Consider the following 16,252-nt stretch of genomic DNA (forward strand, 5'->3'; position numbering starts at 1 on the left):
TCGGTGCCGTGGCCGTCAGTGGTCGGCGTCCACGCCGGCCATGGTCCAGGGCACCTCGGTCCCCTGCAGCGGTGGCTCGGCGCCGCGGGGCCGCACCCCGTCGTCCGTCGTCACCAGGTTGCGACCGGACTCCTTGCTCACGTACATCAGCCGGTCGGCCCGGTCGAGCACGGTCTCCGCACCCTCGCCGGGCTGCGCGAGCGTGGCGCCGATGGACACGGTGACCCGGACCTGCTCGTCGGCCTCCTGGATCCAGGAGTGCTCGACCAGCATGCGCAGCCGCTCGGCGGACTGCTCCAGCGTGTTCGCGTCGGCGCCGGGGAGCAGCGCGACGAACTCCTCACCGCCCCAGCGGACCGGGAAGTCGGTGGAGCGCAGGCCGTTCGCGATGTTCTGGCCGACCATGCGCAGCACGGCGTCGCCCATCCGGTGTCCGCGGGTGTCGTTGACCGACTTGAAGTGGTCGACGTCGAGGAACAGCACCCCGAGGCTGGTCACCCCGGCATCGACGGCGGCGACCATCGGCTTGAGGTTGAGCATCCCGTAGCGGCGGTTGCCGATGCCGGTGAGCTCGTCGACGTACGCGTCCTCGTCCCGGTCGCTGGGAGCGTCCTCGGAGAACCGGGTCGCGCTGCGCTTGTGGAACAGCTCGATCGAGCCGACGATCTCGCCGGCCGGGTTGCGGATGGCGCGGCCCCTGACGGTGACCGGGACCCGGTGGCCCTCCTTGTGGTGCAGGTAGACGTGCGCCTCGCGCGACTTCCCGTCGCGCATCACCCCGAGGAGCGGGCAGCCGTGCAGGCACAGCTGGGCGCCGTTCTCGCTGACGTGCCGCAGGATCCCCTCGGAGCAGGAGTGGTTGAGCACCTCGTCGGCGGTGTAGCCGGTGAGCCGCTCCGCGCCTGAGTTCCAGTAGGTGATGACCCGCTCGCGGTCGACGAAGTACACGCCGTCGGTCAGCTGGTCCAGGATCTCCTGGTAGACCTGCTCGTCCACCACTCGCCTCCGTACCCCCGAGACGCCCTACGCCGGCAGCCACCCGGCCCTGGCGGCGCCGCCACCATCTTGCCCCGCCGTGGGGGGCTGATGCCCGGGGACGCCGCAGGTTCGCGGTCGGGGCCGGGGCCGGTGACAATGTCGCTCGTGCCCGAGCGACCCGACCTGAGCTGCGACGTCCTCGTCGTCGGCGCGGGTCCGGCCGGGTCGGCGGCCGCGGCGTGGGCCGCGCGGGCCGGCCTGGACGTGCTGCTGGCGGACAAGGCGGTGTTCCCGCGGGACAAGCCGTGCGGCGACGGGCTGACCCCCCGCGCCGTGCACGAGCTGGATGCGCTCGGGCTGTCGTCGTGGGTGTCGGGTCAGGCGCGCAACTGGGGGCTGCGGGCGGCCGGCTTCGGGCAGGAGCTGTACCTGCCGTGGCCCGGTGGCGCCCTGCCGTCGTACGGCGCGGCCTCCCCGCGGACGGAGCTGGACGCCCGGGTGCTGCAGGTCGCGGTCGAGTCCGGCGCGCGGCTGCTGGACGGGGCGCGCGCGGTGGCGGTGTCGTACGACGGCTCCCGGGTGGGGGCGGTGTCGTTCCGGCGCGGCAACGTGACGACGACGGTGGGCTGCCGGTGGCTTGTCGTGGCGGACGGCGCGCGCTCGCAGCTGGGCAGGCTGCTCGGCCGGGAGTGGCACCGAGACACGGCGTATGGCGTGGCCGCCCGGGCGTACGTGAAGAGCGGGCGCAGCGACGACCCGTGGATCTCCTCGCACCTGGAGCTGCGGGGCGCGGCGGGCGAGGTGCTGTCGGGCTACGGCTGGCTGTTCCCGCTCGGCTCCGGCGAGCTGAACATCGGCGTCGGCACGCTGGCGACCGCCCGGCACCCCGCGGACGTGAACCTGCGGGCCCTGCTGGACCAGTACGCCCGAGAGCAGCGCGAGGACTGGCAGCTGTCCGGTGACGTGCGGGCGCCGTGGTCGGCGCTGCTGCCGATGGGCGGTGCCGTGTCCGGGGTGGCCGGGCCGAACTGGGTGCTGGTCGGCGATGCCGCGGGGTGCGTGAACCCGCTGAACGGTGAGGGCATCGACTACGGCCTGGAGACCGGGCACCTGGCGGGGGACCTGTTGGCGTCCGTGGCCGCCGGTCGCGCGGTGGGCGTGGGCGGGCGGTACGGCGCGGACCTGACCTCGGCCTGGCCGGCGCTGCTGCGGGAGCGGTACGGCGAGGCGTTCTCGATCGCGCGGCGGCTGGCCGGGCTGCTCACCGTGCCGGGGTTCCTGCCCACCTTCGGACCGGTGGGGATGCGCTCGCGGGTGCTGATGACGGTCGCGCTGCGGGTGATGGGCAACCTGGTCACCCCGGAGGACCGCGACACCGTGGCCCGGGTCTGGCGCGCCGCCGGCCGCGCCTCGATCACCCTGGACACCCGCCCCCCGTTCTCCTGACCCGGGTCCCTGAGTTGGGCACACGATCCGCTTAGCGGATCGTGTGCCCAACTCACGCGGCGTGTCGCGGGCGAAACTGGCAACACGGACCGGGTGACGTGACGGGTGGGACGTACGGGACCCGCGCGACCCGCGCCCGGGCGGCCGCCGGGTGCCAGGATGGACGGGTGGATGACCTCGTCGAGCCTCCGGTCAACGCGCTGCTGGCCGGTCGCGAGGGCCTGCTGGTCCGGCTGAACTGCAAGCCCGGCATGCGGCCGGCGCTGCTGGACGCCCTCAACCGCTACGCCGACGGCCTCGAGGAGGAGCCGGGCACCGAGATGTACGTGGTCGCCCTGGACCCCGACGACGCGGACATCGTGTGGCTGTTCGAGATCTTCAAGGACGAGCAGGCCCAGGTCGACCACCGGTCCGCGCCCGGGTTCGCGCGGATGCTGGAGGAGATGGGCACGCTGCTGTCCCAGGGCCCGGGGGTGCTGCGGATGAACCCGCTGCGGATGCACTTGCAGCGCGCCGTGCTGGACGACGACCTGTCGCTGTAGCCGCTGTCCCAGTAGCCCGGCCGGCCCTGAGTCGGCCCTCAGCCGGGAACCAGGCCGTCAGCCGGGCAGCAGGCCCTCCGTACGCAGCCAGGCCGCCGTCCGCTCGATCCCCTCGTCGAGGTCCACCCGCGGCTGCCAGCCCAGCGACCGGATCGCGGCGGAGCTGTACGCCGCCCGCCGGCGCAGGTAGCGGATCGTCTGCCGGTCCAGGTCCAGCGCCCGCGCCCACGACTGCGGCAGCACGGCGGCCACGGATCCCACCAGCGGCTCGGCCAGCCAGCCCGGCAGCGACGGCGCCCACCGCAGCCCGGCCAGCTCGGCGAACCGGCCCCAGAACTCCCGCGACAGCGTCCGCGGCCCGTCGGTCACGATCCACGGGCGACCGCCGGCGACCGCTCCCCCGGCGGCCAGCAGCGCGTCGACCGCGTCCACCAGGTTGTCCACGTACACGTGGTTGAGCACCGCGTCGCGCGGATCGACGTACAGGAACGTCCCGTTGCGCATGTGCTCCACCGGCCGTCGCACCCACGGCACCGACCCCGGCCCGTACACGTCGCCCGGACGCACCACGTACACGTCGAACGTGCCCGGGTCGTGCAGGTCGCGCAGCAGGTACTCCGACCGGATCTTGCTGGCGCAGTAGGGGTTCGACGCCGGGTCCAGCGGACCGTCCTCGGCGCAGCCCTCCGGGAAGGAGAAGCCGTGCACCATCACCGAGGACAGATGGACGTACGACGCGGCGCCGGCCTCCCGCGCCGCCAGCGCGACGGTTCGCGGCGCCACCGCGTTGACCCGGTCGAACGCGACCCACGACCCGGACTCCGCGACGATCGCCGCGGTGTGGAGGACCAGGTCCGCGCCGGCGACCAGCTGCCGTACGTCGGACTCAGCTGTCACGTCCCCGACGACGAGCCCGCCGCCCGGTCCGGTCGCCTCGAGCTCGGCGGCCAGCCCCGGGTCCGCGGCGGCCACGGAGGGAAGGTCCAGCCCGCGCACCACGGCTCCGCGGGCCGCGTGGTGCCGGGCGAAGGCCCGGCCGAGGAAGCCGCCCACCCCGGTGATCGCGACCACCGGGTGCGGGCCGCCTGCACCCGCGCCGCCGCCCGCCCGGGAGCCCGTGTCCACCGTCATGGGCCCATCGTCGTACGCGACGCCGGTCACCGTCCGGCGGACCCGGTCGCGCGCGGTGGCCGGGGCGCGGAAGGATGGCCACCGTGAAGAAGGTGACCCTGGAGCAGCTGGCCGGCGTCCTGTCCGACCTCCCGCCCAATCCCCGCGTCGTCGCGTCCGGCAACTTCGCCGCCCCGAAGTCCCTGCTGGACGTGCTGGACCGGACCGTCCCGGAGTACCGCCTCAACGTGCTCAACGCCCAGCCCGGGCTGCCCGAGCGCGACGGCGTCATCCACGAGACGTCCTTCGTCGGCCCCGGGGTGCGCCGCAGCCCGCGGCTGGACTACGTACCGTGCCGGCTGAGCATGGTGCCGGTGCTGTGGCGCCGGGCGCTGCCGCCGGACGTCGTCCTGCTGCACACCAGCGCCCCTCGGCACGACACGGTCAGCCTCGGCACCGAGGTCAACGTGCTGCCCGCGGCCATCGAGGCGGCCCGGGAGCGCGGCGGCCTGGTGATCGTGCAGTCCAACCCGCAGATGCCCTACACGTACGGCGACGCGCAGATCTACGACCACGAGATCGACTACCTGGTCGAGGTGGACGAGCCGCTGGCCACGCACAACCCGCTGGACCCCGGCGAGATCGCCACCCAGATCGGCGCCCGGATCGCCGCACGCGTGGAGGACGGGTCGACCTTGCAGCTGGGCATCGGCGCGGTCCCTGATGCGGTGCTGGCCGCCCTGATCGAGCGCAAGGGCCTGCGGATCTGGACCGAGATGTTCAGCGACGGCGTGCTGCCGTTGAAGGAGCGCGGCTGCTTCGACGAGGACGTGCCGCTGACGGCGTCGTTCGTGTTCGGCTCCCGCGATCTGTACGACTGGATCCACCTGAACAAGCGGGTCCGGATGATGCGGACGGAGCGCACGAACGACCCCGGCCAGATCGCCCGCCAGCCGAAGATGACCTCGGTCAACGCAGCGCTGCAGGTGGACCTGTTCGACCAGGCCAACGCCAGCCGGATCAAGGGCCGGATCTTCTCCGGCTTCGGCGGCTCGACCGACTTCATCGTCGGCGCGCTGCACTCCCGCGGCGGCCAGTCGTTCATCGCGCTGGCGTCGTGGCATCCCAAGGCGCAGGTGTCGACGATCGTGCCGCTCATCGACGAGCCGGTGACGTCGTTCCAGCACAGCGCCGTGGTCACGGAGAACGGCGTGGCGGAGGTGTTCGGCCGCAGCCAGACCGAGCAGGCCCGCAACATCATCGAGCAGGCCGCGCACCCGCAGGTCCGTGAGGAGCTGTGGGAGGAGGCCGCCGCGCTCGGCCTCACCTGATCCCGGAGGTCGGGGACAGCCCTGGAGATTCGGCGCCAGTGGCGCCAGAATGGCGCCATGCCGAGTATCCAGGTCAAGGACGTCCCCGAGGAGACCCACCGGGTCCTGCGGCAGCGAGCCGCCGCGGCGCACCAGTCGTTGCAGGAGTACCTGCTGGCGCACCTGATCGCGGAGGCGTCGCGCCCCACTCTGGACGAGGTGCTCGACCGGGCCGGAGGGCGGTCCGGCGGACATCTGCCCCTGCGCGACTCTGTCGACTGGGTCCACGGCGACCGTGCTCGTCGTTGACGCCAGCGTCCTGGTCACCGCGCTGGCCGATGACGGTGCCGACGGTGACCGGGTCCGCGCCCGCCTTCGTGGCGAGGAGCTCGCGGCGCCGGAGCTCGTCGACCTGGAGGTCCTGTCGGTCCTGCGCAGGGCCGTGCAACGCGGGGCGCTGGACGACCGTCGGGCGCTGCTCGCGCTGGCCGACCTCATCGACCTGCCGATGTACCGAGCACGGCACACGCCCTTGGCGGCCGCGGTGTGGGAGCTGCGCGACGACGTGACCTCGTACGACGCGGCCTACGTCGCGCTCGCCGCCGTGCTGGAATGCCCGCTGCTGACCGGCGACCGCCGCCTGGCGCGTGCGGTCGGTTCCCGCTGCGATGTCGAGGTGCTGTGACATGCTCGCGCCGTGCCCGAGCTGCCCGAGGTGCAGGCCCTGGCGGCGTACGTCGCCGAGCGGGCCACCGGGCTGCTCGTCGCCCGGGTCGAGCTGGCCGCGATCAACGCGCTGAAGACGTACGACCCCCCGATCACGGCGCTGCAGGGCGCACACGTGGTGGGGGCGAGTCGGCGGGGGAAGTTCCTCGACGTCGCGCTGGTCACCGAGGACGGCGAGCCGGTGCACCTGGTCGTCCACCTGTCCCGCGCCGGCTGGCTGCAGTGGCGGGAGGAGGTGCCGTCCGCGCGCCCGCGCCCGGGCAAGGGGCCGCTGGCGCTGCGGCTGGCCTTCGTCAATGACGACGGCGAGCCCGCGGGCGGCGTCGACGTGACGGAGGCGGGCACCCGGAAGGGCCTGGCGGTGTACGTGGTGCGCGACCCGTCGGTCGAGGTCCCGGGGATCGCGCGACTCGGCCCGGACCCGCTGGACGACGCGTTCACGTTCGACGCACTGCGATCGATCCTCGCGTCGGCCGGGGGGAAGCAGGTCAAGGGCGTGCTGCGCGACCAGTCGGTGATCGCGGGCATCGGCAACGCGTACTCCGACGAGATCCTGCACGTCGCGAAGCTGTCCCCGTACGCGCCCGCCGGCCGGCTGTCCGACGAGGAGACGGCCGCGTTGTACGAGGCGATCCGGGCGACGCTCACCGACGCGGTCGCGCGGTCGGTGGGTCAGGGCACCGGCACGCTGAAGTCGGAGAAGAAGGCCGGGATGCGGGTGCACGGCCGCACCGGCGAGGCCTGCCCGGTGTGCGGCGACACGGTCCGCGAGGTGTCGTTCGCGGACTCGTCCCTGCAGTACTGCGCGACCTGTCAGACCGGCGGAAAGCCGTTGGCGGACAGGCGGATGTCCCGCCTGCTGAAGTAGGTCCGGGTCGCCGCGCCGTCAGCGCACGCGGCGCAGGTAGCCGCGCGGGTTCTGCGTCACGTAGTACTTCTCCCGCGACTCGTCCGGCTCGAACCGGTCGGTCTCCGCGAGGAACGCGTCGACGGCCTCCATCGGGCCGGGACCGAACTTCGGCAGCACCGGGTGTCCGTTGATGTCGGTGTCCTCGACGATGACGTACGACCCGGTGGTGACCAGCTCCGACAGCACGCGCAGCTCCCCCAGCACGTGGTCGCGGGAGTGGTCGCTGTCCAGCACGACCAGCACGTGCCCGCCGTCGTCAGGCATCAGCTCGCGGACGCGGTCGACGATGCCGGGGTCGGTGGACGAGCCGAGCAGGTACGTGATCCGGTCGTGCTCCGGGCGCCCCTGCAGGTCATCGATGTCGACGGTGACCACCCGGCCGTGCCCGATCAGGTCCAGCTGGTCGGCGAACCACAGCGCGGACCCGCCGTACCGCGTCCCGGTCTCCACGACCAGCGACGGCTTGAGGTCCCACAGGATCTCGCCGTAGACCCACATGTCCAGCGGCAGCTTGAGGATGCGGTTGCCGCGGTAGAACGTGTTGCGCCAGGTGCGCGGGGCCCGGTGGTAGTAGAGCCGGTGGTACTGGTCCGCGATCGCCTGGACGATCGGCGCCGGCGGCTCCGGCGAGGGGTCCTTGACCGGCTGGTACAGCGCGGTGAACGCCTGCGCGATCGGCTCGACCAGGTCCTCGGGGACGGCGCGGTGCTCCTCGCCCTCGGCGGTGGCGGCGGCGGCGATCTCGTGCAGGTACGCGGCTACCAGCGGTGCCAGCTTGGCCCGGTCGGCGGGGCTCAGTTGGCCCTTGCGCGCGGCCTTCGCGAGCTCGTCGACCACGGTCTCCTCGACCGGTGACGGCCGGCCCCGGCGACGGCCCCGGCGTACCAGGGTGGTGACCCGGCCGGTCGAGGCGGCGTCCCAGCGGCGCGCGGCCTCGCGGCGCAGCGGATCGGGCACCCACGACGCGCTCGGCATGCCGACGAGCCTAGTGCCCCCTCGCCGTGGCCCCCCAAGCCCACACGGTCGCGGCCCACGGGGTCCTGGCAGGCACGGTCCCGCGGGCTCCTCCCCCTTCCGACGGAATGAGTCCAGGCGTTGCTTAGCGGCCCGAAACCGGGGCACAAGCAACGCCTGGACTCATTCGGCCGCGGCGGGTGCGGCGTGGGAGCGCGTCAGGCGAGGGAGTCGCGGAGGGCGTCGAAGAGGACCTGGTCCCGGTCGGAAGTCACCTCCCACACCATGGCGCCGCCGAGCCCGTGCTCGGTGATGAAGGCGCCCTTGGCGCGGATGGACTGCGGGTCGTCGTACGAGATCCACAGCCCGGTGGTCGGGTCATAGAGGTACCTCGCCATCACGTTGACGACGCTGACGTCGACGCCGTTGTCCAGGAACCGCTGCCGCCGGCGGACGACGTACCCGCTCGACGGCGCTGGCTGGTCGCCGAGCTCGACGCTGCCAGCGGCTCGGCCGGCTCGACCGGCGAGCACGACCTGCCCGACCCGCACGTGGTCGGCATCGACCGGTACCCGGTGGTCTTCGCCCGCATCGCGACCGCCGTCGACGCCCTCACCCGCGCCGCCGCAGCCGTCACCGCCCGCCGGGTACCGACGGAATGAGTCTGGGCGTTGCTTTCGGGCCGATGTCGGGCCTCCAAGCAACGCCCAGACTCATTCGGCCGAAGAGGGGCCGGGGGGTCGGTGGCGAAGCAGGAGGGTGCGGCGGTAGGAGCGGCAGACGTCGTAGGACGGGAGCGCGCCGGCGTCGGCGGCGTCCGCGAGCGTCGGGGCGGCGGCGTCCTTGTCGGACAGCAGCAGCTCCAGCCCTTCGGGCCAGGGCAGCGCCAGGGCGGGGTCCAGCGGGTGCACCCCGTGCTCGCGGCCGGGGGCGTACGGCTCCGAGCACGCGTACAGCACCGCTGCGTCGTCGGTGAGCGCGCAGAACGCGTGCCCGAGCCCCTCGGACACGTACACCGCCCGCCGCGTCTCGCCGTCCAGCAGCACCGCCTCGTGCGCGCCGTACGTCGGCGACCCCACCCGGATGTCGACGACCACGTCGAGCACCGCGCCGTGGACGCACTGCACGTACTTGGCCTGGCTCGGCGGCACGTCGGCGTAGTGGACGCCGCGGATCGTGCCGCGCCGCGACACCGACAGGTTCATCTGCGCCAGGTCCAGCCCGTGCCCGACCGCCTCGGCGAACGACGAGGCCGTGAACGCCTCCAGGAACACCCCTCGGTCGTCGGAGTGCTGGCGCGGCGTGAACTCCCACGCGCCCTCGATGCCCAGCTCGCGCACGTCCACGGGCGGCGACGCTAGCAGCGCCGCGCGGGGAACCCCTCCGTACACTCGCCGCGTCCCACGTCCGGCGAGCCGCACTCGCACGCCGCATCCCGTCCCCCACGAAGTCGAGAGCCGCGTGATCGACGTCCAGCCGCCGCAGCCGGCCGACCGGCGCACCCGCGTCGTTGCGGCCTCCGTCGGCGGCGCCCTGGGGGCGATCATCCTCATCCTGGCTGTCTGGTGGGTCGGTGCGGCTGACGCTGCCTGGGACCGCATCTCCGCCGCAGAGGAGTCCGTGGCTCAGGCGCAGGACGCCCTTGACGCAGACGGCCCGAGCGCGGCCCTCCCGCCCCTCGACGTAGCCGTCGAGGCTGCCAGTGCTGCCCGCACGGCTGCGCTGGCCCCCCCGGTCGTCGTGGGCGCCCTGGCGGGTGGGCCGGATGGCTGGGGCACCGACGTGGTGCGTGCCGTCTCGGCCGCGAACGATCTCGTCACGGCCGCGAGCGGCGTCGCTCGCTCGTATGAGGAGGCGGCGGGCGGTGCCACTGGCGATTCAGGCCTCTTCGTCGATGGCCGCGTCGACCTCGATCGGCTGGACGAGACCGTCGCGAGGGTGGAGCAGGCCCGCGACCTGGCGGCCCGAGGTACCGCCACCGTGGGCCGGCTCGGCACCTGGTTCCCGGGTGTGGCGTCGGTGCAGCGGGCGAAGCGGGAAGCGCTGGACCAAGCGGAGGCCCTCGAGGGTGCGCTGGACGACGCGGTTCCGCTGCTCCAGCGACTCCCCGACGCGCTGGGTGCCGAGGGGCAGCGTCGCTACCTGGTGGCACTCCTCAACCCGGCGGAGCTCCGGGCCACCGGGGGGGCGCCGCTCACGGTCGCGGTCATCGCAGCCGACGACGGTCGGGTGTCCATTCCGATCAGCGGGACGTTCTCCGAGCTGCGCCCAGAGGACGAGTTGCACACCTGGGACCGCGTTGCACAGCAGCCGTTCGCACGACTCCCCGACAGGCCGGACAAGTTCGCGAACTCCAACAACCACCCGGACTTCCCCACATCGGCCCAGGACATGATGCGGTCGTGGGCCGCGTACGGGCTTCCACCGGTCGACGGAGTCATCGCCCTGGACATGACCGCGGTGGAGGCGATGCTGCGGGCTACCGGGCCAGTCGACTCCCCCTTCGGCCCCATCACCGCCGATAACGTCGTCCAACGGCTGCTGATCGACGCCTACGCTGATTTCGGCAACGAGGGCAGGGAGACACGTCGCGCCCTCAACCAGCAGCTCCTGGAGACGGTCCTCGACAAGCTCACGTCAGGCAAGGACTTGCTGTCAGTGACACGGCAGATCCTGACGACCGCTGAGGGGCGGCACGTGCAGGTCTACGTGGATGACCCGGCGTTGCAGGCCGCCGTCACCCGCTCGGGGTTGGATGGTGGCCTCCATCCCGAAGTGGGTCAGGACCGCATTGCGGCGTACACCACCAATACGACGGGGTCCAAGCTGGACGTGTTCCAGGCGCGGGCCATCGATCAGGTGGTGCGGTTGAAGGCTGATGGCGGCGCCGATGTTGTGCGCAATGTCATCGTTCGCAACGATGCCCCGCCCTTCGACCCTGGGTCCGCAGCTGGAACGCCGAACCCGGAGGACCTCGGGGACGGTCGCTACTACGAGGAGCGAGACGCCCGGAACCAGTTCTTCGTCTACCTGCCGGAGGCAGGCACGGTGACCGGAACCGGAGGCACTTGGCAGGTGAACCCGCGCGTGTGGGACGACGGTGTGGGCGGTCGCCTCATCCGCGCGTTCGGCACCGTCAACCAGGGGGCGGAGGCCATCGTTCGAGTCGACTACTCGCTGCCCGCGGGGACCTTCGGGTCCGGAGGTGCGATCACCTATCGGGCGCTGGTCGAGCCGCAGGCTGTCTGGCGCAATCCGGTCGTGAAGATCACCGTGGTCCCTCCACCCGGCTGGCGGATGACGACGGAGGGCTCCACGCCCGACGGCTGGACGCTGCAGCCTGACTCCTCGGCGGTCCTGGAGATTCCGCTGACCTCCCGGTTCGACGCCGCCGTCTCCGCGGTGCGGTGAGCCCGGCGCACGCCGCGCCGTAGGCTGCGGGCTCGTGGCGAACGGAGCGTCGAAGCTGGTCGGTCGGGTCCGCGGCCTCGCGGGCCGCGGGAGCGTCCCGGAGGCACCGCAGACCCCGGTCGACGTGTGGATGGCCGAGACCCGGCGCCGCACCGACTCGGTCGCCCGGACCGACCTCCTGGTCGAGCTGCCCGCGGCGCTGCCCGACCCCGACGCTGGACCGGACGGACCGGACTACTCCCGACCCGACCTGACCCTGGTGCTGCTGCTGTCGGACGGGGAGAACGCCCCGGAGACGCTGCGCGAGCTGGTCCGCGACCTCGCGGGAGAGGACGTCGAGGAGTTCATCGACGAGCTCACCGTCGACGTCGTCGCGGTGCTGCGCGGGATGACCGGGGAGAAGGCGGCCGCGGTGGCCCGGCGGTACGCCGAGAACCCGCAGGTGCGACTGGGTGCGGCCGGGCGGGACGCGAGTGACGGCGCCTGCTGGGACCTGGCCCTGGGCCTGGTGCGGGCGCCGGTCGCCGTGTTCGCCCAGGGCCTGGCGCCCACGGTCAACGGGCACTGGCTGCCCGACCTGGTGAAGCCGCTGGAGGACCCGGACGTCCGGGTCACCGAGCCCAGCATGCGGGTGGTGTCCGTACGCCGGCGCGAGGTGCCCCCGCCGCGGCCGTTCGGCATGTGCCTGGCCGCCCGGACCGAGGAGGTCCGCGGGGCGGGCGGGTTCGACCCGGAGTCGCCGCAGCCCGTCGCCGACCTGGTGGCGCGGCTGCGGGAGACGTACGGCGGGGGTCCGGCGGTCTCGAACCTCACCGTCGAGTCCCGGGCGTACGCGGTGGCCCCGGCGCCCGGGCGGCGCCCGCCCCGGCGTGACCCGGTTGTGCCGCCCAAGCCGCGCGGGCGGGGGGCCTGGGGCGGTCCGGCGCTGCCGGAGGAGATCCCCTCGCTGGCGTGGTCGATCTGGACCCCGGTCCCCTACGGGCGGCAGCGGCTGCGGTGGGGCGACTACTACTTTGCGCTGTCGTTGGCCGACGCGCTGCGGCGGCTGGGCCAGCAGGTCTCGGTCGACTTCGTGGAGTCGATGTACCGGCGCGCCAACGACGTGGCGGACGTGGTCCTGGCGCTGCGCGGGCTGCAGCGGTACGAGCTCCCGCCCGAGTCGGCGGTGTCGATGATGTGGGTGATCTCGCACCCGGAGCTGGTCGACGTCGCGCACGAGCTGGCCGGCTGGGACGCGGTTTTCGCGGCCGGGCCGTCGTGGGCCCGATCGGCGGCCCGCAAGTCCGGCCGTCCGGTGGAGACGCTGCTGCAGTGCACCGACGCGACTCGCTTCCACCCGGGTGCGGAGGCCCGCGAGCAGGACGCCGGCTCGGTGCTGTTCGTCGGCAACGCCCGGGGGGTGCGGCCCGCGGTCGCCTCGGCGCTCGAGGCCGGGCTCGGTGAGCCGGGTCCGGACGGCGCGCCGCCGGCGCTGGCGGTGTACGGCCAGGAGTGGGAGGGCCTGCTGCCCGACGGCGTACTCCGCGGTCGGCTGGTGGCCAACGAGGACCTGCCGGGTGCGTACGCGGCTGCCCGCGTGGTGCTCGCGGACCACCAGGAGGACATGCGTCGGCTGGGGTTCGTGAACAACCGGCTCTTCGATGCGGCGGCGACCGGGGCCCGCGTGGTGTGCGACGAGGTGCCGGGGGCGGCCGACGCCTTCGGCGGACTGGTGCGCCCGTACGCCTCCGACGCGGAGTTCGCCGCCCTCGTGGCGCCCGACGCCGAGGGCTGGCCGGATCCCGACGCGGCCCGCGCCGCCGCGGAGGCCGTGGTGGCCGAGCACTCCTTCGACGCCCGCGCCACCCGCCTGCTCGCGGACGCCCTCACCCGCCGCGCTCTCCTGCGCGGCTGACCCGGGGCCCGGGGGTCCACCGGCGGACCCGGTCCGCCCGAAATCCCCGCGAGTGACCAGAAAGGGCCTGCCCGGGCCGCGGAACCTGGGCCCCTTCTGGAGTCTCGCGGCGATCTTGCGGGAGCCGGGGGGGCGCGACGCGCGTCCGAGCGAGGGTTTTCGGGATGCGGGGCCGCCCGGGTTAGCCTGGACCGACGACGAGGCTGGGTTCGCCGCATCCCCTGTTGCCCTGGAGCGAGCCGGCACCGACGGGTGGGCACGTCCGCCTACCCCACCGAGGAGGACGTGGATGCGCTTCGCGCGGACGCTGATCACTGTGACCGCCGCCACCGCCGTGGCGTTCGGCGCCCTTGCCGCCGTGCCTGCGGGAGCCGTCCCCGTCCCGACGACGGCCGGAGCGCCCGCTGCGGTCGCCGTCCCGGACGCGACCGACGTCGTCGCGAAGAAGAAGGCGACGAAGAAGCCCAAGGAAACGAAGAAGCCGTCGACCTACAAGGTGTATCCGGCGCAGTTCGGCCTGCACGTGTCTGGTGTGAACCAGGGTGCGGACTGGCCGACCGTCCGGGTCGGCAGCCTGCGGCTGTGGGACACGAGCACCGGCTGGGCCCAGGTGGAGAAGAAGCCCGGTGAGTACGACTGGACGAGCCTCGACGCCGCCCTGGCCGCGGCGAAGAAGGCAGGCACCAAGGACATCCTGCTGGTTCTCGGAACCACTCCGGAGTGGGCCGCGACGAAGATCGTCGAGGGCTACGACTACCCGCTGCCCGGCTCCGCCTCGGCGCCGAAGAACTTCGACGACTGGGACACCTGGGTCCGCACGGTGGCTACCCGCTACCAGGGCCAGATCCGGGCGTACCAGGTCTGGAACGAGGCCAGCCTGCTCAACTTCTGGAACGGGACCCCCGACCAGATGGGCGAGCTCACCGAGCGCGCGTACAAGATCATCAAGTCCATCGACCCCAAGGCGATCGTGGTCGCGGCCAGCACCACGACCCGGCTCGAGGGCTCCTACCTCCGCTTCTTCCCGCCGTACCTACAGAGCCTCAAGGAGCGGGGCTGGCCCGTTGACGCCTTCGCCGGGCACTTCTACCCGCCGGGCGACGGCACCCCGAACGACCGCGTCGCGCTGATCCAGCTGGTGCAGAACGAGCTGAAGAAGGCGGGGGCTCCCAAGAAGCCGCTGTGGGACACCGAGTCCAACTTCGGTCTGGCCGGACCTGGTGACATCCCCAAGCAGGAGCTCACCGGGAGCAAGGCAGCCGCGTGGGTCTCGCGCGCGCTTCTCGACTCGGTGCGCACAGGGCTCGCCCGCACCTACTGGTACCTGTGGTCGCCCCCGTACCCGCTGCTCGGGATCCAGCTGAACTCGCAGACCACCTCCGCCAAGGCGTGGCAGACGACGTACGACTGGGTCGCGGGCGGCAAGGTCGCCTGCACCACGTACAAGAACCTGGTCCGCTGCACCGTGACCAAGGGCGGTAAGACGTCGACGATCGCCTTCGCGACGACGGGCACGCGCACGATCCTGTCCCCGACCGGGACGGACCAGCGCTGCAACGTGCTCGGATCCTGCGTGTCCGCCAAGGCGCGGGCGAAGGTCAAGGTGGGCGGCTCGCCGGTCTGGTTCGGTCCGGCCACGTCCTGAGCCACGTCCCCCGGGAGATCTCTGCTGTGCGAGGCCGGGTGAGTGTCGCCGTCTGTCTGGCAGTCATGACGGTGGCAGCAACGCTGCTGGCAGCGACGCCTGCCCAGGCCGCGCAACGTGTCGACCCGGGCTTCTTGGGCATCCATGTGCCGGGTGTGCAGGGAGGGCTCTGGCCCACGGTCGGCGTCGGCAGCGTGCGGCTGTGGGACACCGACACGGCGTGGGCCCAGGTCGAGCGACGCCCCGGTCGCTACGACTGGAGAGCGCTGGACTCGGCAGTGGCAACGGCCAGAAGGAATCGGGCCTCGATCCTTCTCGTCCTGGGACCGACTCCCACGTGGGCGGCGTCCCGCAAGGCGCCCGGGTACGACTACCCGGTGCCCGGGGCCGCGTCGCCTCCGCGAAACGTCACGTGGTGGGACCGGTACGTCACCAAGGTGGTCACCCGCTACAAGGGCCGCATCCAGGCGTACCAGGTCTGGAACGAGGCCAGCCTGCTCAACTTCTGGAACGGCACCCCCGCCCAGATGGCCGATCTCACCGCCCGTGCGTACAAGATCGTCAAGAAGATCGATCCGAAGGCCAAGGTCGTCGGGGCCAGCACGACCACGCGGCTGGTCGGGTCCTACCAGCGCTTCTTCCCGCCGTACTTGCGCGCTCTCAGATCCCGCGGCTGGCCGGTGGACGTGTTCGCCGGGCACTTCTACCCGCCGGGGACCGGAGATCCCGCCGACCGCGCCGCGCTGATCCAGCTGGTGCAGCGGGAGCTGCGTCGCGCGGGTGCGCCGAAGCGGCCGCTGTGGGACACCGAGTCCAACTTCGGGCTCGCCGGACCGGGCACGGTGCCGTACCGGAGCATCACCGGGGCCAAGGCGGCGGCGTGGACCGGGGCCGCGTACATGGACTCGCTGCGGCTGGGGGTGTCCCGGACCTACTGGTACGCGTGGACGTCGGGCCCCTACGACCTGCTCGGGGTCCAGGCCTACCCGGGCACGCCGGCAGCGAAGGCGATGGGGACGCTGGACCGGTGGCTGCGCGGGGCCCGCGTCCAGCGCTGCTCGTCCCGGGGAGCAGTCCGGGCCTGTGACGTCGTGAAGTCCGGTCGTCGTGCCACGATCATGTGGACGTCCGGATCACGGGTCGTCGTGGCGGCCCCTGCGGGCACGAAGAAGCGATGCACGGTGCGCCGTTGGTGCCGAGCGACGAAGCCGGGGGCCTCGGTTCGCCTCACCACGTCACCCGTATGGTTTGGCCGGTGACCGCCCGTCACGAGGTGATCGGTGCCACCATGATCACGGACCCGGGGACCTCCCGGGTGCTCGGTCG

At 72.8% G+C, this 16,252-nt stretch carries 15 protein-coding genes; 10 read left to right on the plus strand and 5 right to left on the minus strand.

Features of this window, described 5'->3' with window-relative positions:
- Positions 1 to 15: 15 nt before the first annotated feature.
- Positions 16 to 996: a GGDEF domain-containing protein gene (locus R2737_14720; protein MEZ5117511.1), complete on the minus strand. Its 981-nt coding sequence runs from the start codon at positions 994 to 996 to the stop codon at positions 16 to 18.
- Positions 997 to 1,143: 147 nt separating this feature from the next.
- Here R2737_14720 and R2737_14725 point away from each other — a divergent pair, with 147 nt between their 5' ends.
- On the plus strand, positions 1,144 to 2,424 hold the full coding sequence (locus R2737_14725; protein MEZ5117512.1) for a geranylgeranyl reductase family protein: 1,281 nt from the start codon (positions 1,144 to 1,146) through the stop codon (positions 2,422 to 2,424).
- A gap of 167 nt (positions 2,425 to 2,591) precedes the next feature.
- Positions 2,592 to 2,966, plus strand: coding sequence for an antibiotic biosynthesis monooxygenase family protein (locus tag R2737_14730; GenBank protein MEZ5117513.1), 375 nt, complete (start codon positions 2,592 to 2,594; stop codon positions 2,964 to 2,966).
- Positions 2,967 to 3,023: 57 nt separating this feature from the next.
- Here R2737_14730 and R2737_14735 read toward each other — a convergent pair whose 3' ends face one another.
- Positions 3,024 to 4,097 carry an NAD(P)-dependent oxidoreductase gene (locus R2737_14735; GenBank protein MEZ5117514.1) on the minus strand — a complete coding sequence of 358 codons (1,074 nt, stop codon included), beginning with the start codon at positions 4,095 to 4,097 and terminating at the stop codon, positions 3,024 to 3,026.
- Positions 4,098 to 4,180: 83 nt separating this feature from the next.
- Here R2737_14735 and R2737_14740 point away from each other — a divergent pair, with 83 nt between their 5' ends.
- Genes R2737_14740 through R2737_14755 form a run of 4 tightly spaced genes read left to right on the plus strand, consistent with a single transcriptional unit; the run spans position 4,181 to position 6,980 of the window.
- Complete coding sequence (locus R2737_14740) at positions 4,181 to 5,407, plus strand: acetyl-CoA hydrolase/transferase C-terminal domain-containing protein (protein MEZ5117515.1); 1,227 nt, start codon at positions 4,181 to 4,183, stop codon at positions 5,405 to 5,407.
- A 57-nt stretch (positions 5,408 to 5,464) separates the two neighbouring features.
- A complete protein-coding gene (locus R2737_14745) occupies positions 5,465 to 5,695 on the plus strand; it encodes a hypothetical protein (protein MEZ5117516.1) in 231 nt (76 codons plus the stop codon).
- The gene (locus R2737_14750) at positions 5,682 to 6,071 is read left to right on the plus strand and encodes a PIN domain-containing protein (protein ID MEZ5117517.1); all 390 of its coding nucleotides are present in this window, start codon (positions 5,682 to 5,684) and stop codon (positions 6,069 to 6,071) included. Before R2737_14745 ends, R2737_14750 begins: the two co-directional genes overlap by 14 nt.
- A gap of 12 nt (positions 6,072 to 6,083) precedes the next feature.
- Complete coding sequence (locus R2737_14755; GenBank protein MEZ5117518.1) at positions 6,084 to 6,980, plus strand: DNA-formamidopyrimidine glycosylase family protein; 897 nt, start codon at positions 6,084 to 6,086, stop codon at positions 6,978 to 6,980.
- An 18-nt stretch (positions 6,981 to 6,998) separates the two neighbouring features.
- Here the strand turns inward: R2737_14755 and R2737_14760 are convergent, their stop codons facing one another.
- The 3 genes from R2737_14760 to R2737_14770 all read right to left on the minus strand — a co-directional run bounded on the left by R2737_14760 (position 6,999) and on the right by R2737_14770 (position 9,322).
- Positions 6,999 to 7,997, minus strand: coding sequence for a CmcI family methyltransferase (locus tag R2737_14760; protein MEZ5117519.1), 999 nt, complete (start codon positions 7,995 to 7,997; stop codon positions 6,999 to 7,001).
- Positions 7,998 to 8,194: 197 nt separating this feature from the next.
- Positions 8,195 to 8,527, minus strand: coding sequence for a glycosyl hydrolase family 18 protein (locus tag R2737_14765; GenBank protein ID MEZ5117520.1), 333 nt, complete (start codon positions 8,525 to 8,527; stop codon positions 8,195 to 8,197).
- A gap of 162 nt (positions 8,528 to 8,689) precedes the next feature.
- Positions 8,690 to 9,322 (minus strand): dTDP-4-dehydrorhamnose 3,5-epimerase family protein, encoded by a 633-nt coding sequence (locus tag R2737_14770; GenBank protein MEZ5117521.1) that lies wholly within the window; start codon positions 9,320 to 9,322, stop codon positions 8,690 to 8,692.
- 115 nt (positions 9,323 to 9,437) lie between these two features.
- Between R2737_14770 and R2737_14775 the strand changes: the two genes are divergently transcribed.
- From R2737_14775 to R2737_14790, 4 genes are all read left to right on the plus strand, one after another.
- Positions 9,438 to 11,387: a DUF4012 domain-containing protein gene (locus R2737_14775; GenBank protein ID MEZ5117522.1), complete on the plus strand. Its 1,950-nt coding sequence runs from the start codon at positions 9,438 to 9,440 to the stop codon at positions 11,385 to 11,387.
- A gap of 34 nt (positions 11,388 to 11,421) precedes the next feature.
- Positions 11,422 to 13,281, plus strand: coding sequence for a hypothetical protein (locus R2737_14780; protein ID MEZ5117523.1), 1,860 nt, complete (start codon positions 11,422 to 11,424; stop codon positions 13,279 to 13,281).
- Between the two features lie 289 nt (positions 13,282 to 13,570).
- Complete coding sequence (locus R2737_14785) at positions 13,571 to 14,926, plus strand: hypothetical protein (GenBank protein ID MEZ5117524.1); 1,356 nt, start codon at positions 13,571 to 13,573, stop codon at positions 14,924 to 14,926.
- Positions 14,927 to 14,991: 65 nt separating this feature from the next.
- Entirely contained in the window at positions 14,992 to 16,185 is a 1,194-nt protein-coding gene (locus R2737_14790; protein MEZ5117525.1) for a hypothetical protein, read from the plus strand.
- Positions 16,186 to 16,252: the final 67 nt, after the last annotated feature.

It is taken from the genome of Candidatus Nanopelagicales bacterium, assembly GCA_041393815.1.
GTDB lineage: Bacteria > Actinomycetota > Actinomycetes > S36-B12 > JAWKJK01 > JAWKJK01.

Excerpts from the sequence above, each read along its gene's own strand:
- R2737_14745 (MEZ5117516.1), top strand. The coding sequence starts at position 5,465 with ATGCCGAGTATCCAGGTCAAGGACGTCCCCGAGGAGACCCACCGGGTC.
- R2737_14735 (MEZ5117514.1), bottom strand. The coding sequence starts at position 4,097 with ATGACGGTGGACACGGGCTCCCGGGCGGGCGGCGGCGCGGGTGCAGGC.
- R2737_14790 (MEZ5117525.1), top strand. The coding sequence starts at position 14,992 with ATGACGGTGGCAGCAACGCTGCTGGCAGCGACGCCTGCCCAGGCCGCG.
- R2737_14785 (MEZ5117524.1), top strand. The coding sequence starts at position 13,571 with ATGCGCTTCGCGCGGACGCTGATCACTGTGACCGCCGCCACCGCCGTG.
- R2737_14760 (MEZ5117519.1), bottom strand. The coding sequence starts at position 7,997 with ATGCCGAGCGCGTCGTGGGTGCCCGATCCGCTGCGCCGCGAGGCCGCG.